A 19,898-nucleotide genomic window follows, 5' to 3' on the forward strand; every position below is an offset into this window, starting at 1 on the left:
TTCTGAACCAAAGGAAAGACCATATGGCACAGGCCACCGACATGCCCCGCAACGAGACCGGGATCGACACCGCTTTGGGTATCCTCAAGCAGCAATTCGGCGAACGCTTCCAGACGGGCGACGCGATCCGCGAACAGCACGGGCATACGACGACCTGGATCAGAAATCAGGCTCCCGATGCTGTGGTTTTTGCCCGCTCGACCGACGATGTCGCGGCTGTGGTGAAGGTCTGCGCCGCGCATAAGGTGCCGGTCATCGCCTTCGGCACCGGCACCTCGCTTGAAGGGCATGTGAATGCGCCCGCGGGGGGCGTGTCGATTGACGTCACGCAGATGGACGCTGTGGTCGAGGTCAACGCCGGCGATCTGGATTGCCGCGTGCAACCCGGCGTCACCCGCGAGGCATTGAACACCCATTTGCGCGATCAGGGCCTGTTCTTTCCCATTGATCCCGGGGCCAATGCCTCGCTTGGCGGGATGACGGCGACGCGGGCCTCGGGCACCAATGCGGTGCGCTATGGCACGATGAAGGACAACGTGCTGGCGGTCGAGGCGGTGATGGCCGATGGCACGGTGATCCGCACCGGCGCACGGGCGCGCAAATCATCCGCCGGATACGATCTGACGCGTCTGATGGTGGGCTCTGAAGGGACATTGGGCGTGATCACCGAAATCACGTTGAAGCTGCAAGGCATCCCCGAGGCGATCAGCTCTGCCCGCTGTTCCTTCCCCTCGGTCGAGGCGGCCTGTGAAACCGTGCAAAGCGTGATCCAATACGGGCTGCCCGTCGCACGGATAGAGCTGCTGGACGCGATGGTTGTGCGCGCGGTGAATGGCTATGCCAAACTGTCGCTGCCCGAAACGCCGATGTTGCTGCTGGAGTTTCATGGCTCTGACGCCGGTGTGGTCGAACAAACCGAGACATTCGCCGCACTCGCCGATGAAAACGGCGGCACCGACTATCAGGCGACCACCACGATGGAGGAACGCAACAAGCTGTGGCAAGCGCGCCATGATGCCTATTGGGCGATGCTGGCCCTTCGCCCGGGCTGCAAGGCGGTGGCGACCGACGTTTGTGTGCCGATCTCAAAACTCGCCGAAGCGGTCGGGCGCGCGAACGCCAAAGCAGCAGAGCTGGACCTGATCGCGCCCATCGTCGGCCACGCAGGCGATGGCAATTTCCACGCCTCGCTGCTGCTGGATATGGACGACGCGGATGAAGTCGCCCGCGCCGAAGACTTCATCAGCTGGCTCAACGATCTCGCGATCTCGATGGAGGGGACATGCACGGGGGAGCATGGCATCGGACAGGGCAAACGCCCCTATCTGGTCAAGGAACTGGGAGCGGCAGTGGGCGTCATGGGCGCGATCAAACAGGCGCTCGACCCCGATAACATTATGAACCCGGGCAAGATTCTTCCCGAATCCCTGGCGTAGTCGGGACGGCGCGGGCTGTATATCGATCCCTGCCACCGGCAGGGATGCGATGCCTCCGGCGGGGATTTTAACCATTTGGAAGCGGCCTGCGCGCGAGTTTTTCGACGTTGGTCGCATTTGTGCTGTCTTTGGTCGGCTGGGTTCTGCGTTTTGCGCGGGGACTGCTAAATGTCGCTAAGACCTATTCTGGCGGAGCATTGGATTCATGAAAACTCAAGTCAAAGCACTGGTTGTGGGCGGCGGCGCCGTTGGCACGTCGATTGCCTATCATCTGGCCCGCGCCGGATGGGACGATGTGATGCTGCTTGAGCGGGACGAGCTGACCTCGGGGTCTACATGGCACGCGGCAGGGCTGTTGCCCTATTTCAACATGTCCTATGCGACGACCCACATCCACGACTATTCGATCAAGTTCTACAAGACGCTTGAGGAAGAGACCGGCCTGAACGCGGGCTTTGCCGTGGTGGGGAACCTGCGCATGGCGCAGACGGACGAGCGCATGGACGAATACATGCTCTATGCCTCGACCGCCGAGACCTGCGGCGTGCCCTATACCTTCATGACGCCGGACGAGATCAAGGCGAAATGGCCGCTCATCAAGACCGACGATCTGAAAGGCGCGCTGTACCACCAGACGGATGGCTACATTAACCCCGCCGATGTCACCATGGCGATGGCCAAGGGCGCGCGGCAGCGGGGCGTGGCGATCGAGCGCAAGTGGCAGGCGGATGCCTTTCACTGGAATGGCGCGGCGTGGGAGGTTACCATCACCAAGATGGTCGAGAAGGGCGGGAACCTCGTCCCCTCGGACGAGCAGGTCGTGATCACCGCCGAGCATGTCGTCACCGCCAGCGGCAACCACGCGCAGCGCACCGCCAAGATGCTGGGCATCAAGATGCCTGCCATCCCGGTCGAACATACGTTTATCGTGATGGATCAGGACCCCGAGCTGGTCAAATGGCGCGCCGACGGCAATCCGGAGCATCCGGTGGTGCGCGACGCCGACAATGAATCCTACGCCCGCGAAGAGCGGGGCGGCTGGATTTTGGGCATCTACGAGCGCGGCGCGCCTGCGCGGTTCGAATATGGGGTGCCGGACAGCTTCCGGGCCGATCTGTTTCCGCTGGATCTGGACCGGATTGCGGATCAGTATATGGCGATGGCCGACCGCGTCCCGTCTTGTGCGGACTCCGGCCTCAAGGACGATTTCAACGGGCCGATCTGCTATACGCCCGACGGCAACCCGCTGGTCGGTCCGGCACCCGGCCTGCGCAATATGTGGCTGGCCGAAGGGTTCTCTTTCGGGATCACAGCTGCGGGGGGCACGGGCTACTACCTTGCGCAGATGATGGTCGAGGGCGAGGCCGAGATCGACATGGCGTCGCTGGACCCCAAACGCTATGGCGACTGGATGACCACCGAATATGCCGCGCGCAAGAACGAAGAGGCCTATGAGCACGTCTATATCCTGCACCACCCGGATGAGGAGCGCCCCGCCTGTCGGCCCTTGCGTACCTCGCCTGCCTATGACCGTCAGGCGGCCCGTGGCGCACAGTTCGGCCATGTGAACGGGTGGGAACGCCCGAACTACTTTGCGCCGCTGGGGTTCAATGACCATGACAGCCGGTCCTTCCGGCGCGGCGGCTGGTGGCAGCATGCGGTCGATGAGGCCAAGGCGATCCGCGAGGGCGTGGGCCTGATCGATGCGACCGCCTTTACCAAACATCTGGTCAAGGGGCCGGGGGCCACTGCCTTTCTGGATTGGTTCACCTGCAACAAGCTGCCCTCGGTCGGGCGCATCAACCTGACCTATGCGCTGACGATCAACGGCACCACGCGCACCGAATATACCATCGTGCGGCTCGCTCAGGATGAATACTACCTTGTGTCCGCTGGGGCCTGGACGGCCTATGACAGTGATTTCCTGCGCAAGGCCATCGCCGATAAAGCGCCCGAATTCGGGTATATCGAATGTCATGACGTGACTACGCAATGGGGTGTCTTTGCCATCGCGGGCCCCAAATCGCGCGATGTCCTGAAAGAGGTCATCAAGGATGCGGACCCCGACACGGTGCTGAGCAACAAGCGGTTCCCCTGGCTGACCATGCGCAATATCGAGCTGGGGATGGTCCCTGTCCGTGCCATCCGCGTCGCCTATACCGGAGAGCTCGGCTGGGAGCTGCACCACCCGATAGAGATGCAGAACCACCTGTTCGATCTGCTGGAGAAGGCGGGTGAGAAACACGGGATGAAACTGGTCGGCGCGCGGGCACAGAACTGGCTGCGGCAAGAGAAATCCTACCGCGCTTTCGGCAATGAACTGGGCCGCGATGCCACCCCGCTAGAGGCCGATCTGCCGCGTTTTGTCGACCTGTCCAAGGATTTCCACGGCAAGGACGCAATGCAGGCCCATGGTATCCGCAGCAAATGTGTGACCTTGCTGATCGACGGGCCCGACGACGCCGACCCTTGGGGCCGCGAAGTGCTGTATCACGGCGACACCCGCGTTGGCCGCCTGACCTCGGGCGGGTATTCGGTGGCCTTCGGTAAATCCATCGGCATGGGCTACGTCAAACCCGACATCGCGGTGGTTGGCACAAAGCTGAAGGTCAAGATGTTCGACCAGCTATGGGACGCCGAAGTGGTGGAGGACAGCCCCTATGACCCGAAAAACGCAACGATCCGTGTGGATGGGTGACGCTTGAACCTAATCGAGCGGCGGCCTGTTCTGCCGCTCGGCCATGCGCTGCCGGTGATGCTCCAGATACGCAGGGTCGGGCAGGAACCGTTCTGGTAACTGTAACCTTTCGGAGGTCCCGGTAGCTAGTTTGCGTTTAGATTCGGCGGGCAAATCATCGGCCATGATCATGCGGTAATCATCGTCAAAACTGATCAGATGTCGGTCAAAGGCGCGATCATGAAGGGCGTTCAGGCAAATGCCATTTTCGGGGTAGAATCGTTGAGCATCGTCCTCTTGCCACCCGACGATATGGCTTGCGGTCAGCAGGCGCGTATCGTCGATACTCGTTAGGGCACAGCGAGAGCGATAGTTGTTCAGGATCATCTCGCGGAAGAAGCTTTGTCCGCGCCGCTGCACAACAGTACGTTCAGTGACTTCGCATTGCTTTGCGATCCAGTTTGCCTGCCGCTGCTCGGAAAAACCGGGTGTCTGCTGGGGTGACGGCAAGATCTGCGCTTCATAGGCATTAAATACGATAGAGGGGTCTTGCCGGAACCGCGCCCAGACTTGCCGGTCCATCGCAGAAAGGTTGCCAAGCCCCCTTTGCGGCATCGTGTCATCCAGCGCGGCAAGATTGGACAGTTTCATTGCCACGGCCGATGGCGTGCGTCCGATCCGTTCTGCCATGCGGATGATCTGCGGTGTGCCGGAATGGAACTTGCCAAAAGGAAGCCGCAGATACAGTGACAAAGCCTCAGTGACCTCGTCTTCGGTCCAATTTCGACGTGTCGTCATATACCTGCCGTTTTCGTTCGGAAAACCCTGCCAGGTTCAATTTATAGTTGCAATGTCAAAGGTCTTGCCTTGCTAGATTGTAGCGGCGATCTACCGCACCTGACGCCGCACGAGCCAGTTGTCCCAACTGCTGGGGCTACCGGCATAGACGTTGATGTCGATGTCGCCGGCGGCTCCGGGGACGCGGCCGGTGCTGGTGTATTGCCAGAAGGTCCAGCGCTCGTCGGGGTATTTCTCGGACGGGTGGGCGGCGGTGGAGCGGAGCCAGAATTCAATACCGCGCAGACGTCCCATGTCATTCTGGGCATAGAACTCCGGCGTGGTGTAGACGACGGGCTGCTGCCCGTAATGCGCGCGCAGGATGCTTAGAAAGGTCTGGGCGTTGCGGCGGACGGTATCGGCGGGCGGGCGCAGGGTGCAGGTGGGGGAAAAGGGGTTCCACTCCAGATCCAGCACGGGGGGCAGCATGCCCGGCGCTTTGGGCACGTTTTCGATGAACCAGCGGGCCTGTTTCTCGGGCGTCGTGCAGAAATAATAGAAGTGGTAGGCCCCGCGGGCGACACCGGCGCGGCCGGCACCGTCCCAGTGGTTCTGGAACATCGGGTCCAGCAGATCGCCGCCTTCGGTGGCTTTGATGAAGGCGAAGTTCACGCCGGAGACGCGGGCCTCGCCCCAGTTCAGGGGCTGCTGGAAGCGCGCCACATCAATGCCGTGCACCGCATAGCGGTCGGGGCTTTGGCCGGGCCAGTCGAACGGCTTGCGGTCGCCGAAATTGGCCGCCGTCACATCCCCCACAGGGACAGAGAGTTGCGGCGCACCACAGGCCGAAAGGGTAAGGGCAGAGAGGAGGGCAAGAACGCGAAGTCGGGGCATAGGGTCACGGCTTTCGTGCGATAAAGGCCAGATTATTGGCGGGCATGTCGATCCTGTCGATCGGGCTTAGTGCAGCATCGCTGAGCCAACGCGTGATGTCGACCGTATCCTTGTACCCGATCGCAGGATCGGCGGTGCGCAGCTCGGCGTCGAATTTCGCATCTCCGTCGGAGGTGAGCACACCCTCGCGGCGGAACGGGCCATAAAGGACCAACGTGCCACCGGCGGCGAGCGCAAGCGCGGCTTCGGTGATGAGGATCTGTGCGGCCTCTGTCGGGATCAGATGCAGCAGGTTGGCGAGGAAGATCAGGTCTTGCGGTGGCAATAGCTTGTGCCAACCCGCAGCTGTTGCATCCAGCGGGGCGGCGGGGGCGACGTTGGTCAGCCCGGCCTCGGCGATATAGGCGTCGATGCTAGCGCGGCGGTCGGGGGCGGGCTCGGTCGGCTGCCAGTACAGATCGGGTAGGGCGCGGGCGAAGGCGGCGATATGCTGCCCCGTCCCGCTGGCAATCTCGAGCGCGCGACCTGTCTGAGGTGCATGGTCACGCAGCAGGTCACACAGGGCGTCTTTGTTCCGGTCGGCGGCGGGGGCGTGCAGCATGGCACCGCGGGTGGGCAGAGCGACGCTGGCGCTTGGGGGAAGCTTGGCTGTCATGCGCGCAGCCTATCGGGGCGCAGTGCCTCGACCACCGGATCGGGCAGCGACGGGGCGTTGCCGAGGGTCAGATCGGCCACCAGTTGCGAGGCGGCGGCGCTGGTCTGGAAACCGTAGCCGCCTTGTCCTGCGCTCCAGATGAAGTCGGGCTGGGCGGGATCGGGGCCCAGCACCAACGTGCGGTCCACGGCAAAGCTGCGCAGCCCCGCCCATGTTGCGATGGGTTTCGTCAGCGGCACGGCGACCATATTCTGGTACCGCTCCAGCCCTTCGGCCAGCACCATGTCGTCGGCCCATGCGTCCTGCGGTTCGGTCGCGTCCTCATCAGCGGGCGAGATCAGCAGCGCGCCCGCGTCGGGCTTGGCGTACCATGTTTCGCCCACGCCAAAGAACATCGGCCAGCGCGAGAGGTCATGCCCGCCCGGTGCCGCAATGCGGGCCATGGACCGGCGGTAAGGGGTGATGCCGATGGGGGGCACACCGGCCAGAATGGCAATCTGGTCGGCCCAAGCCCCGGCGGCGTTGACCAGTTTTGCGGCGTGATAGATGTGCGGGCCTGCGGTGACCTTCCACGTAGGGCCCGTACGGGTGATGGATGTGACGGGATGCCCGGTTTCAATCCGCCCGCCATTGCCGCGTAGCTCTTTGGCGAAATCCTGCAGCAGACGGTCGGTATCAATATCATGGGCGTCAGCGTGGTAGCCGGCAAAGGCGATGCGCTCGGCGGCCAGGATCGGCACAAGGCGCAGCGCATCGTCGGGGGTGATCTGTTCGACCCCCATATGGGCGAGATCGCTGTGAAACGCCTCTTCCTCGTGGCGGTCGGCGATGATCATCAGGCCGCGCGGGGACAGGTAGCCGCCGTCGCGCAGGTAGCCGACGGTGGCCTTGTTCAGCGCCTGCACAGAGGGCGCACCGTAATTCTCTTCGATCAGCGCGGCCGACCGGCCAGAGGCGTGATAGCCAAGCGCTTTTTCCCCTTCGATCACCGTGACTTTTGCATCACCAGACAGGCGCGCCGCGGCCGAGATGCCCGCGATGCCGCCGCCGATCACAAGGATATCGGATGTGTTTTCTGTCATAGGTCCCCCCTGTCCCTTGCACTGGTTTCGCGCAGGCCTGTCCCGCCGGCCCCAAGCTCTTTGCTTATGGGTGACATGGGCCGGTGGGACGTGCAACCGCGCGGTTAGGCATCGGTCTTGCCGCGCGCGGTGGCGCGACCATAGGCGGGGCGCGCGTGGATCATCTCGACAAAGCCAGCGAGTGCGGGATAATCCTTGGCGCGGCCCTGCTGCATCGCGATCTCTGCCGGAAAGCTGAGCATGATATCCGCCGCCGACAGCGTATCCTGCACAAAATGCCCCGAGGCCCGCACGCGGCTGTTCATGTAGCTGTAGTGGTTGTCCAGTTCAGACGCGATGCGCGGATGCAGCGGCGCACCGGCGTCGCCCAAACGGCTGACATAGAGGTTCAGCAGGATCGGCGTCATCGCGGACCCTTCGGCGAAATGCATCAGTTCAAGGTGTTGCAGATAGGCGGCGCTGTCACGATCGGGGATCATCTGCGGCGCGAAACGGGTGCAAAGCACCTCGGTGATGGCCGCGCTCTCGGCGATCAGCGTGCCGTCGATCTCGACCATGGGGGATTTGCCCAAGGGGTGCACGAGCTTTAGCTCGGGCGGGGCGAGGTTGGTCTTGGCATCGCGGGTATAGGGAATGACATCATAAGGCGCGCCGATTTCTTCGAGCAGCCACAAAATGCGATGAGAGCGGGACCGGTTAAGGTGGTGGATTTTGATCATGACGCTGATGATAGCGTGTTGCAGGCGGATGGGTAGTGGGCATGCATCCCCCGCGCCGTATTTGACAAGCGACGCGGGGGCTTGAGGTCATGTCAGACGGTGGCGCAGCGCGGGTAGGCGCGACAGGATCAACACATCGACCGCCAGCACGCTCAGCAGCACGGCCCCGGCCATGGGATAGGCCATCGACACGAACAGCCCGACCAGCACGGCACCCTGCCACAACGGCAGCTCTGACGGCATGGGCGGGGCGGAGAGGCGGCCAGCGGCGGTAGGGCGACGCTTCCACCAAAGCACCAGCGCACTGACGCAGAGGAACAGCACCGACAGGCAGACCAGCGTATTGGCCAGCACGCTCAGCAGCCCCAAGGTGCCCATGTGCAGCGCAATCCCCACCGCCATGGCTTTGCCCGCAAGCGAATAATCGGCATAGCGCACATCGGCGAGGATATTGCCGCTGTGCTGGTCGATATGCACGGTGCGGTCCGACATCGGGTCGGTGCTGTCGGTGTTCATGGAATCGCGGCTCAGCGTCCAGACGCCGGTATCGTCCTGCGGCAGGTTCATCTGATAGCGCGCGTCAAAGCCGATCTCGCGCGCCAATGCATCGATGCTGTCAATCGTGACGGCCCCTTCAATGCCCGCCTCCCCAGCCGCGCTCCCAGAGGCAGGCATCGGCGTTTGTTCCAGCGCCCAAGGCACCTCGCGGCGGTGGTGGTTCATGCTGGCATGGATGTCGTCCGAGAGGGGCACGGCATCCCATTTCTCGGCGGGGAACTGGCTCCAGGCTTGCACCATCTTGCCGCCCCAGATGCCCGCCCAGGACAGGCCCGAGATCAGGAACAGCACCAGAAAGGCCGATACCCAGATGCCCACAACGCCATGCAGTGATTTCCACATCGCACGGCCGTTGGTGAAACGTGGCACCAGCGTCCCGCGCCAGCCTGCACCACGCGGCCACCACATATAAAGCCCCGTGGCAATCAGCACCAAGGCGATCGAGGCCGCGGCTTCAATCATGCGATCACCGGTCACCCCCAGCATCAGATCACTGTGGATGCCATCCGCGAAATCATACCAGCCGGACCGACGCGGAAAGCTCTCGATCACCTTGGCCGTATAGGGATCAACCGCAACCATCACCGCATCCCCATCGTGGTCCACGCGGAACAGGGCCGCCAGATCAGGCGCGCGTGGGGCCACATATTGCACCAGCGTGCCGCCGGGCACGGCCTCGACCGCGGCTTGCGACTGTGCCGAGACTGACAGGGCGGTTTCCTGCACGGTCACCGGGGTAAATTCACCGTCGCGCCCGTCAATCCAGGCGATCCACAGCATCGCCATGCCGGTTATGGCGAGAACCGACAGAAAGGGCAGCACGAACAGCCCCGCATAGAAATGCCACCGCCATGCAGCAAAGTAGAGTTTGTTCACGCCGCCGTCGGGTTGCGTGGTTTGGGTAGGGGTCGTCATATGAGGGCTCCAAGCCTAAGGGCCTGCATCATTGGCAGGCGGAAAGAATGAACAGATGGGATAGATGTTCAGACTTGGGGCGGGGCGCGGGTTAGCCGGCTGGGGTCAGGCTTGCGTGTGTGCAGCAGCCGTTTCGCCACAAAGCGCAGGGTTTGCGTTTTCTCAAGCACGGGAACGGGCAGGCCGGTGACCGCTTCGGGCAGCGCCATGGCACCGATCAGGCGGCAGGTCTTGCAATCGGCCATATTGCCTGAGTGCGGGCTATCACCGGTGCCGCATAGGTCCGCCAGCGCGCCGCCATTGGCAACATAGGCTTGCAGCTCGGGCGACAGGTCTACGGGCGCGAAACGATGCGCAAACCCCGATGTCGCAAGCGACAGCAGCACCAGAACGGTGGCAAGCAGTTGGCAGGGGAAGGCGGGCAGAAAGCGCATGTACCTTCTGTAGGCAGCTTGGTCGCCCCGCACCAGATGCGTTTTGTCGCAAGACGGGGCACCGCGGTGATTTCGCAACAAAAAAGGCCCCGCGGATGCGAGGCCTTTGATCGTGTCAGGTCAGTGTCCGGCTTAGTTCGGAATGTCGCCCTTGATGCCTTCGACATAGAAGTTCATGCCCGCCAGCGTGCCGTCATCGGCTGTTTCGTCTTCCGCCAGGAAATCGGAACCGTCCTGCTTTTTCAGCGGGCCGGTGAACGGGTGGTAGGACCCATCCGCGATCGATGCTTTCAGCGCCAGCGCTTCTTCTTTCACGTCGGCAGGCACGGCGTCCGTAATCTCGCCGATACCAACCATGCCGGCACCGATGCCGTCCCATGTGTCTTTGCTTTCCCAGGTGCCATCCATGACCGCTTTGGTGCGGGCGATGTAATAGGGGGCCCAATCGTCAATGATCGACGAGACGCGCGGCTTGGGCGCGTATTGCGCCATGTCGGACGCCTGACCAAAGGTGATAACGTCGCCCGCTTCTTGCGCCGCCGCCTGAGGTGCTGTGGAATCGGTGTGCTGCAGGACAACATCCGCACCCTGTTCGATCAGAACCTTGGCCGCATCTGCTTCTTTGGCGGGGTCAAACCATGTGTAGGCCCAGACGATCTTGAACTCGACATCGGGGTTCACCTTCTTGGCGTGAATATAGGCCGAGTTGATGCCACGGATCACTTCGGGGATCGGGAAGGACCCGATATAGCCGATGATGTTCGATTTGGTCATCTTGCCGGCGATGTGACCCTGAATGGCGCGACCTTCGTAGAAACGCGCGGAATAGGTCGACACGTTATCGGCACGCTTGTAGCCGGTGGCGTGTTCGAATTTCACATCCGGGAATTTGCCCGCGACATTGATGGTCGGGTCCATATAGCCAAAAGACGTGGTAAAGATCAGGTCCGCGCCGTCCAGCGCCATCTGCGTCATCACACGCTCGGAATCGGGGCCCTCGGCCACGTTTTCAACAAAGACGGTTTCGACAGCGTCGCCGAATTCTTTCTCGACAGCCAGACGGCCCTGGTTGTGTTCATAGGTCCAGCCGCCATCGCCGACGGGGCCGACAAAGACAAAGCCGACTTTGGTCTTGTCTTGGGCATATGCGCCGCCCGCAAGCCCAAGCGCCAGTGCCGCGCTGGCCATAAGTGTGGTGAATTTCATAACGTAGTCCCCTGAGTAACGCGCCTTTTATCCGGCGCTTGAAGATAGGCCCCTAGTGAGAGGCGTGGAAAGTGCGGCCCAGCGATGCCGGAGCAGCGCTTTTATCCGCGGAAAGGATCACCAGCACAAGGATGGTGATGATGTAGGGCGACATTGCCAGATACTCGACCGGAATGGCAACGCCCGCGCCTTGCAGATTCAGCTGAAGCTGCGTGATACCGCCAAAAAGATAGGCACCCAGCAACAGCCGCCAGGGCTTCCAGCTGGCAAAAACCACCAGCGCAAGGGCGATCCAGCCCACACCTGCGGTCATGCCTTCTGTCCATTGGGGCACACGGATCAGGCTGATGTAGGCCCCGCCCAGACCGGCACAGGCCCCGCCGAACATGATCGCCAGCGTGCGGATGCGCACCACCTTGTAGCCAAGGGCGTGGGCCGCCTCGTGGCTTTCGCCGACAGCGCGCAGGATCAGCCCCATGCGGGTGAATTTCAGCACTGCCCAAACGGCGACGACCAGCGCAAAGCCCAAGTACAGAATAATGTCATGGGAAAAGAAGATCGGCCCGATGACGGGGATGTCATGCAGCGGGCCAAAGTTCACATCCGGCAGGCGCGGTGGTTTGATCCCGACATAGCTTTGCCCCAGCAACGCCGAAAACCCCAGCCCGAACAGCGTCAGGGCCAAGCCCGATGCGACCTGGTTGGCCAATGTGATCTGCGTCAGGAAGGCGAACAGCAGGCTCAGCAACGCGCCCCCCACGGCCGCGGCGGCAAAGCCCAACAGGGGCGATCCGGTTTCAACGGCAGTGGCAAAGCCGCAGATCGCGCCGATGATCATCATCCCTTCGACCCCAAGGTTCAGCACGCCGGATTTCTCGACCACCAACTCGCCCAAAGCGGCAAAGATCAGTGGCGTCGCCGCCACCAGAAAGCCCGCGACAAAGAGCACCGGATTGATTGCAGACAGATCCATTACGCGACCTCCGTCCGGCCAAGGCGCAGCCGGTAATGGGTGAAAAGATCAAAGGCGAGCAGGAAGAACAGCAACATCCCCTGAAACACCTGAATGGCGGCGGCAGGCAGTCCCAACTGGCTTTGCGCGATGTCGCCCCCGATATAGGTCAGCGCCATCAGCCCACCGGCCAGCAGGATACCCACCGGGTGCAACCGCCCCAGAAAGGCGACGATGATCGCGGTGAACCCGTAGCCCACGTTGAAATCGATGGTGATCTGCCCCGCAGGACCCGCGACCTCGAACATCCCTGCCAGACCGGCCAGCAAACCCGACATGCCCATGCAGAACAACACCAGCCGTGTCGGGTTCACGCCGGAAAACCGCGCCGCCCGCGGTGCCTCCCCGGTCACGCGGATGGCAAAGCCCAACCGGTGCCGCGCCAATAAGACATATGCAAAGATCACCGCGATCAGCGCGGCAACCACCCCCCAATGCATCCCCGATCCCGCGATCAACTCGCCATTATGGGCCGAGGCATATTGCTGCAGGTTGCGGCTGCCCGGAAAGCCGAAGCCTTCGGGGTTTTTCAGCAAACCAAGGCTGACAGAGGCGAGGAATTGTTCCGCAACATAGACCAGCATCAACGACACGAGAATCTCGTTCGTCCCGAATTTGACCTTGAGCACGGCAGGGATCATGGCCCAGACCCATCCGCCAAGCGCGCCTGCAAGCACCATCACCGGAAAGATAAAAACACTCTCTGCGGGGTAGAAGGCCAGACCTGCTCCGGCACCGCAAATGGCCCCCATGATGTACTGGCCCTCGGCCCCGATGTTCCAGATCCCCGCCTTGAACCCCAGCGACAGGCCAATGGCGATCAAGACCAGGGGTGCGCCTTTCACCAGCAGTTGCGGGCGATAGTAAAAGGCGAAATCGCCGAACAGCGGCTCCCAGAAAATCGTCATGATCGACGCCACAGGGTCTTTGCCAAGCACTGCGAACAGCGCGCCGCCAAAAACCATCGTGGCAATCACTGCCAGAACCGGCGTTGCATAGGAAAACGCCCGGCTGGCCTGCGGCCGTTTCTCAAGCCGCATCATGCCGCGCCCCAGTTCTTGTCATCTGCTTCATTTTGCAAGGAAAACTCCACGGGGGTGTGGGGGTGTGAAACCCCCGCAAGCGACGCGTCAAACATGCGCCACCTCCATCCCGTGGGCCCCGCCCATCATCAAGCCGATCTCGTCCACCGTCAGCCCTGCCGCGGCGCGCGGCTCCGACAGGCGGCCCTCGTTCAGCGCGGCGAAGCGGTCCGAGATTTCCATCAGCTCGTCCAGATCCTGACTGATCACGATCACCGCTGTGCCATTTTCGGCCAGATCCAGCAGCGCCTGCCGGATCGCCGCGGCGGCAGAGGCATCGACCCCCCAAGTAGGCTGATTGACCACCAACACCTGCGGATTTTGCAACACCTCGCGGCCGATGACGAATTTTTGCAGGTTCCCGCCCGACAGCGAGCGCGCGGCATTGCCGGGGCCGGGGGTGCGCACGTCGAAATCCGCGATGATACGTTCGGCAAACCGTTTGGCGGCGGGCCAGTTCAACATGCCGCGCCGCTCCAGTTTTTCGCGCACGGCACCGGTCAGCATCGCATTCTCGGTCAGGGACATATCAGGGGCGGCGGCATGGCCAAGCCGTTCCTCGGGCGCGGTCAGGATACCCAGACGGCGGCGCGCGGTGGGGCCAAGCTGGCCCACGTCCTGACCCTCGAACCCGATCATGCCAGCGGCGGTCGGCAGCTCGCCCGACAGGGCCGACAGCAATTCATCCTGCCCGTTGCCCGCCACGCCACCGATGCCCAGAATTTCGCCCGCGCGGACTTGTACCGTGATGTCACGCAGCGGCATCCCGAAGGAACTGGGCGAGGGCGCGGACAGCCCCCTCAGGTCCAGCTTGACCGCGCCGGGGGTCTTGCCTGCGCGGGTCGGCGTCTTGAGCGTGCTGCCCACCATCATTTCCGCCATATCCCGTGCCGTCGTCTCTGACGGGGTGCAATGGCCTACCACTTTACCCAAACGCAGGATCGTGGCGCTGTCACACAGGCTGCGGATCTCTTCGAGCTTGTGCGAGATATAGAGGATCGCGGTGCCCTCGGCGCTGAGCTTGCGCAGGGTTTTGAACAGGATTTCAACCTCTTGCGGGGTCAGAACGCTGGTGGGTTCATCCATGATCAACAGTTTGGGGTCTTGCAGCAGGCAGCGGATGATCTCGACCCGCTGGCGTTCACCGGCAGAAAGGTCGCCGACGATGCGGTCGGGGGCAAGCGGCAGGCCGTAGGCCTCGGACACATCGCGGATCTGCTTGCTGAGGGTGCGCAGCTTGGGCGCGTTCTCCATCCCCAGTGCGATGTTTTCGGCCACGCTCAGCGCGTCAAACAGCGAGAAATGCTGGAACACCATGCCCACACCGGCGGCGCGTGCGGCGCGGGGCTCGTGCGGGGCGAAACTGGCTCCGTGCATCTGCATCGTGCCGCTATCGGGTTTGACCAGCCCATAGATCATCTTGACCAGCGTCGACTTGCCCGCGCCGTTTTCCCCCAGCAACGCGTGGACCTCGCCCGGCGCGATCCGCAATGACACGTCATCATTGGCGACAACACCGGGGTAGGCTTTGGTCAGCCCGGAAAGCGCCAGAAGGGGCGTGTCGGTCATGCGCAGCGTTCCTTTTGTGTCAAACGAACCTGTTTATTCGTGCGGGCGGGTTCAAATTGCAAGAGTTGCGTGGCCACCCCAAGCGCAATCGCTTGAGGATGCTTGCCAAATTGCCGCGCGCCGATGGGGCAGGTGATGCGGGCGATCTGTTCGGGGGCATGGCCAAGGGCCGCCAGACGGCTGCGAAACCGCGCCCATTTCGTGTCTGACCCGATCAACCCGCCAAAGGCGAAATCGCGTTGCAGCAAGCGGTGGCAGAGCTCCAGATCGTCGTCATGGGCCGGTGTCATGATGAAATGCGCAGCGTCATATTCAGCGCTGTGCAGCGCGGCACCCCAAGGGCCATCGACGCCGCTGACTCCCTTCGGCCGATCGTCCAGATACCCGGGGCGCGGGTCGGCGAGTATGACGCGAAACTGCGGCAGCGGGGCAAGAATACGCGCCAGCGCGCTGCCGACATGGCCCGCGCCGTGAATGACCACTTGCCGCGAGGGCTGCCACAGCGGCTCTGCCAACCAGCCACCGTGCAGGGTAATGGCGAGCGGTGTCGCGCTGCCACTGGCACGGTCGATCTTGGCGCGAAAACTGTCTGCAAGGGGCGGGGCCGCCGGATCAACAGCGCGCAGGTAGATGTCGGGGTAGGTGTCGGGCAGGGCTTCGACTGTGGCGGCGTCGAAACGCTCTGTCACCACTGTCACCGCCCCGCCGCAGCATTGGTTCATCGCGGGGCCAAGGGCGGCGCGGGTCAGCTTGCTGCGCGGGCCACCTGCGAGCATAGCGGCGGCGTCGCGCATCGATTGCAGCTCAAGCTGGCCGCCGCCGATTGTACCGGATGTACCGCCCGCCCAGACCAGCATCGACGTTCCCGCCGGACGCGGGGCAGAGCCTTTGACCTGCACCAGAACGATGCGCGCCACCGTGCCATGCGCGGCAACGGCCTGCGCCAGGGCTGCGCGGTCAAAGGGCATTGCGGGCCTTCCCGATGGCGGTCAGCACTGCTTCGGCCGTGGCGGGTGTTTGCAGGTCGCCAAACCCGTCGCCACAGGCGCTCACCGCATCCGACAGCGCCATGAAGGCCGAGATGCCCAGCATCAGCGGCGGCTCCCCCACCGCTTTTGACCGGTAGATCGTCTGCGCGGGGTTGGGTTCGTCCCAAAGCGCCAGGTTGAACACATCGGGCCGATCCGAGATGGCAGGGATCTTGTAGGTCGACGGCGCATGGGTTTTCAGCGTGCCTTTGGCATCCCAGACGAGTTCCTCGGTCGTGAGCCAGCCCGCGCCCTGCACATAGCCGCCTTCGATCTGGCCGATGTCCAGCGCGGGGTTCAGCGATGCGCCCGCATCGTGCAAGATGTCCGCGCGCAAAATGCGGTTTTCGCCCGTCAGCGTGTCGATCACCACTTCGGTGACGGCTGCGCCATAGGCAAAGTAGAAGAACGGGCGGCCGCGGCCCTTGATGCGGTCCCATTCGATTTCGGGTGTCTTGTAGTAACCGGTGGACGACAGCGACACACGGTTTTCATAGGCGGAGGCGGCGGCTTGGGCAAAGCTGATCACCTCTTCCCCGATATGAACCTGACCATCGGCAAAGCGTATCTGGTCTGCGGTGGTCTGATAACGCTCGGCCAGATGGTCGGCGATGCGGTCGCGGATCGTGTCGCAGGCCGCTTGGACCGCCATGCCGTTCAGGTCCGTCCCCGAAGACGCCGCCGTGGCCGAGGTATTGGGCACCTTGCCGGTATCCGTCGCGGTGATCTTGACGACCGAGAGGTCAACGCCAAAGCGACTGGCGGCAACCTGCGCGACCTTCTGGAACAGGCCCTGACCCATTTCAGTGCCGCCGTGGTTCAGGTGGATCGACCCGTCCTGATAGACATGCACCAACGCCCCCGCCTGATTAAGGTGGGTGAGGGTGAAAGAGATGCCGAACTTGACCGGCGTCAGCGCGATGCCGCGTTTCAGAACCGGCTGTGTCGCGTTCCAGTCGGCAATGGCGGCGCGGCGGGCGGCGTAGTCTGATGTCTTGGCCAGCCGGTCGGTCAGCGCGTTGATGATACAGTCCTGCACCGGTTGGTGGTAGGGGGTGGTTTGCAGACCCGTGGGCTGGGGTGGCGTGCTTTCCTGTGGTGCGGGCGGTGCCCCGCGAGAGGCAAGATCAGCCTCGGCATCATGGGGCAGGGCGCGGTGGTCATGGGCCTGTCCGGTAGCGTCAGGCTGCATCACATCGGCGTAGAAATTGGCGCGCCGCACCGCCAGCGGATCAAACCCGAGTGACTGCGCGATATGGTCCATAACCCGTTCGATGCCCACGATCCCCTGTGGCCCGCCAAACCCGCGAAACGCGGTGGCGCTTTGCGTGTTGGTGCGCAAGCGGTGCGAGGTGATGCGGATGTTATCGAGGTGATAGGCATTATCCGCATGCAGCATCGCACGGTCGGCCACGGGCAGGGACAGGTCCATCGCCCAGCCACAGCGGGTATAATGGGTGAAATCCAGCGCCGAGATGCGGCCAGTGGCGTCAAACCCTACGGTATAGTCGATGCGGAAATCATGGCGTTTGCCTGTGACGATCATATCGTCATCACGGTCATATCGCATTTTGCAGGGGCGTCCCGTGCGGGCGGCGGCGACGGCACAGGCCACGGCGAGCGCATTGCCCTGACTTTCCTTACCACCAAAGCCACCGCCCATGCGCCGCGTCTCTACCCGCACGGCGTGCATCGGCGTGCCAAGCGCCTCTGCCACCTTATGCTGGATCTCGGTCGGGTGCTGGGTCGAGGAATGGACGACCATGTCGCCATTATCTTGCGGCAGGGCGAGGGCGGCCTGACCTTCGAGGTAGAAATGCTCTTGCCCGCCGATATTGATCGTCCCGCTCAGAGTTTGGGGGGCGGTGGTCAGCGCGGCTGTGGCATCGCCTTTTTGGTAGATGCGGGGGCCGTCTTCGAACCGAGTATCGGCGGCCAGCGCCTCTTCGATGGTCAGGATCGGGGTGGTCGGGGTGATATCCACCGCCCCAAGCCGCGCGGCGTGGCGAGCGGCAAGGTGGGTTGTAGCGATGACCATGAACACGGGCTGGCCCGCATAATGTACCGCGTCGGTGGCCAGCAGGGGTTCGTCATGGTTTGACGGCGATACGTCATTGTCAAACGGCAGATCTGCCGCCGTCAGCACCGCCACCACCCCGGGGGCAGCAGCGACATCGCGCAGGTCCATGCCGTTGAGCGTGCCCGCGGCCACCGTGCTCAGTCCAAAGGCGATGTGCAGCGTTGTGGCCGGTGTCGGGATGTCGTCAACGTAACGCGCAGCCCCCGTGACATGGAGCTTGGCTGCATCATGGGGGAGGGGTTTGGCAACGCTCATGCTGTCACCTCGTGCAGGTTCGTGGGCAGGCCGTTCACGTCATGCAGATAGCGCAGCAGCAGATTCTGGGCGGTCAGCAGGCGATACTGCGCCGAGGCGCGCATGTCGGTCATTGGCTGATAATCCAGCGCCAAGGCATCCATCGCGCGGCGGATCGTGGCCTCGTCAAAGGGTTGATTGATCAACAGTGCTTCGGTCTGGCTTGCCCGTTTCGGCGTGCCTGCCATGCCGCCAAAGGCGATGCGTGCGTCTGTGATCACATCGCCGGCGCGGGTGATATTGATACAGCCGCACAGCGCCGAGATGTCCTGATCGAAACGTTTGCTGATCTTGTAGCAGCGCAGGCTGTCATCCTTGCCGGAGGGGAGTTTCGGGACGGTGATCGCTTCGACAAATTCTCCGGGGGCGCGGTCCTGTTTGCCGTAGTCGATAAAGAAGTCTTCAAGCGGCAGGCTCCGGCGGGTGTCGCCGTGACGCAGGTGCAATGTTGCCCCCATCGCGATCAGCGCCGGAGGGCCGTCCCCAATGGGCGAGCCATTGGCGATGTTACCCCCGATGGTGGCCGCATTGCGCACCTGCGCAGAGCCATACCGCCGCAGCATCGCGCCCAAGCTGGGGTAGAGCGGGGCAAAATGCGCGGTGAACGTGGCAAGGGTGGTGGCTGCGCCGATGCGCCAGTGATCCCCGCCATCGGTGATGCCGCGCAGGTCGGGGATCTGGTTGAGAAACACGACCGGCCCCAGGTCGCGGAATTGTTTGGTGACCCAGAGGCCGACATCCGTTGCCCCCGCAATCAGGGTCGCGTCGGGGTGATCGGCGTACCAGCGGGCCAGTTCATCCGTGGTCGTGGGGCGCGAGGTCGCAGGGGGCTGTCCGCCCCCGTCCGGCTGCGCCGGCCCCCCCGAGGATTTAGGGCCATCTGGAAGTTTGAGGTTGCGCAGGTGGGCGGGCACGGGGGCGGCCTCGGCGGCTTTGGCGGCGCGGATGATGGGCGCGTAGCCGGTGCAGCGGCACAGGTTGCCGGCGAGCTGCGTGTCGTGATCCGCGGCCCCGTTGAGATGGTCGGTGGCCATGGTGACGGCAAAGCCCGGCGTGCAAAAGCCGCATTGGCTGCCGTGGTGGTCGATCATGGTCTGCTGCACGGGGTGCAGGCTGCCGTCAGACGCCGATAGCCCTTCGACGGTGGTGACGGATTTGCCGTTGATCTGGGGCAGGAACAGGATGCAGCCGTTCAGGGCGCGGTGGCCCTGGTCGTCGCTGATCATGACGGAACAGGCGCCACAATCGCCTTCATTGCAGCCTTCCTTGGTGCCGGTCAGGTGTCGGGTTTCGCGTAGCCAGTCCAGTAGCGTCATGGTGGGGGAGACGCCGGTCAGTGACACGACTTCCCCGTTGAGGAGAAAAGTGATGTCCATAGGGTTCGTTCCGCCGCGGTACCTCAGCCCGTGATCTGCGCGGCGTTCGATGCGACGTAGAACGCGGCGCGGGCAAATGTTGAACGAGGCTAGGCGGGGGCAAG

General features: G+C 63.0%; 16 protein-coding genes. 2 read left to right on the plus strand and 14 right to left on the minus strand.

From position 1 onward, the window contains the following. Positions 1-23 precede the first annotated feature (23 nt). Complete coding sequence (locus tag AADW22_RS05675; RefSeq protein WP_407474426.1) at positions 24-1,436, plus strand: FAD-binding oxidoreductase; 1,413 nt, start codon at positions 24-26, stop codon at positions 1,434-1,436. Positions 1,437-1,641: 205 nt separating this feature from the next. Further along, the gene (locus AADW22_RS05680) at positions 1,642-4,134 is read left to right on the plus strand and encodes an FAD-dependent oxidoreductase (RefSeq protein ID WP_407474427.1); all 2,493 of its coding nucleotides are present in this window, start codon (positions 1,642-1,644) and stop codon (positions 4,132-4,134) included. A gap of 9 nt (positions 4,135-4,143) precedes the next feature. Here the strand turns inward: AADW22_RS05680 and AADW22_RS05685 are convergent, their stop codons facing one another. From AADW22_RS05685 to xdhA, 14 genes are all read right to left on the minus strand, one after another. Then, positions 4,144-4,911, minus strand: a complete 768-nt coding sequence (locus AADW22_RS05685; RefSeq protein ID WP_407474428.1) for an HNH endonuclease — start codon at positions 4,909-4,911, stop codon at positions 4,144-4,146. Positions 4,912-5,001: 90 nt separating this feature from the next. After that, positions 5,002-5,784, minus strand: coding sequence for a GH25 family lysozyme (locus AADW22_RS05690; RefSeq protein ID WP_407474429.1), 783 nt, complete (start codon positions 5,782-5,784; stop codon positions 5,002-5,004). Between the two features lie 4 nt (positions 5,785-5,788). After that, positions 5,789-6,439 (minus strand): DUF938 domain-containing protein, encoded by a 651-nt coding sequence (locus AADW22_RS05695; protein ID WP_407474430.1) that lies wholly within the window; start codon positions 6,437-6,439, stop codon positions 5,789-5,791. Next, positions 6,436-7,521 carry an NAD(P)/FAD-dependent oxidoreductase gene (locus AADW22_RS05700; protein WP_407474431.1) on the minus strand — a complete coding sequence of 362 codons (1,086 nt, stop codon included), beginning with the start codon at positions 7,519-7,521 and terminating at the stop codon, positions 6,436-6,438. The genes AADW22_RS05695 and AADW22_RS05700 overlap by 4 nt, the downstream gene beginning before the upstream one ends. Positions 7,522-7,625: 104 nt before the next feature. After that, positions 7,626-8,240 carry a glutathione S-transferase family protein gene (locus tag AADW22_RS05705; protein ID WP_005852056.1) on the minus strand — a complete coding sequence of 205 codons (615 nt, stop codon included), beginning with the start codon at positions 8,238-8,240 and terminating at the stop codon, positions 7,626-7,628. An 87-nt stretch (positions 8,241-8,327) separates the two neighbouring features. Then, on the minus strand, positions 8,328-9,713 hold the full coding sequence (locus tag AADW22_RS05710) for a PepSY-associated TM helix domain-containing protein (protein WP_407474432.1): 1,386 nt from the start codon (positions 9,711-9,713) through the stop codon (positions 8,328-8,330). Between the two features lie 68 nt (positions 9,714-9,781). Then, on the minus strand, positions 9,782-10,147 hold the full coding sequence (locus AADW22_RS05715; protein ID WP_005852060.1) for a hypothetical protein: 366 nt from the start codon (positions 10,145-10,147) through the stop codon (positions 9,782-9,784). 132 nt (positions 10,148-10,279) lie between these two features. Further along, positions 10,280-11,353 carry a BMP family ABC transporter substrate-binding protein gene (locus AADW22_RS05720; protein WP_407474433.1) on the minus strand — a complete coding sequence of 358 codons (1,074 nt, stop codon included), beginning with the start codon at positions 11,351-11,353 and terminating at the stop codon, positions 10,280-10,282. 52 nt (positions 11,354-11,405) lie between these two features. After that, on the minus strand, positions 11,406-12,326 hold the full coding sequence (locus AADW22_RS05725; protein ID WP_074635361.1) for an ABC transporter permease: 921 nt from the start codon (positions 12,324-12,326) through the stop codon (positions 11,406-11,408). Continuing rightward, the gene (locus AADW22_RS05730; protein WP_009826323.1) at positions 12,326-13,408 is read right to left on the minus strand and encodes an ABC transporter permease; all 1,083 of its coding nucleotides are present in this window, start codon (positions 13,406-13,408) and stop codon (positions 12,326-12,328) included. Before AADW22_RS05730 ends, AADW22_RS05725 begins: the two co-directional genes overlap by 1 nt. 87 nt (positions 13,409-13,495) lie before the next feature. Continuing rightward, positions 13,496-15,016 carry an ABC transporter ATP-binding protein gene (locus AADW22_RS05735; protein ID WP_009826324.1) on the minus strand — a complete coding sequence of 507 codons (1,521 nt, stop codon included), beginning with the start codon at positions 15,014-15,016 and terminating at the stop codon, positions 13,496-13,498. Then, positions 15,013-15,984, minus strand: coding sequence for a xanthine dehydrogenase accessory protein XdhC (gene xdhC, locus AADW22_RS05740; protein ID WP_407474434.1), 972 nt, complete (start codon positions 15,982-15,984; stop codon positions 15,013-15,015). Before xdhC ends, AADW22_RS05735 begins: the two co-directional genes overlap by 4 nt. Further along, positions 15,974-18,379, minus strand: a complete 2,406-nt coding sequence (xdhB, locus tag AADW22_RS05745) for a xanthine dehydrogenase molybdopterin binding subunit (RefSeq protein ID WP_407474435.1) — start codon at positions 18,377-18,379, stop codon at positions 15,974-15,976. The genes xdhC and xdhB overlap by 11 nt, the downstream gene beginning before the upstream one ends. After that, on the minus strand, positions 18,376-19,794 hold the full coding sequence (gene xdhA, locus AADW22_RS05750; RefSeq protein WP_407474436.1) for a xanthine dehydrogenase small subunit: 1,419 nt from the start codon (positions 19,792-19,794) through the stop codon (positions 18,376-18,378). Before xdhA ends, xdhB begins: the two co-directional genes overlap by 4 nt. Positions 19,795-19,898 lie beyond the last annotated feature (104 nt).

This window comes from Sulfitobacter sp. PM12 (assembly GCF_045586035.1).
Lineage (GTDB): Bacteria > Pseudomonadota > Alphaproteobacteria > Rhodobacterales > Rhodobacteraceae > Sulfitobacter > Sulfitobacter pontiacus.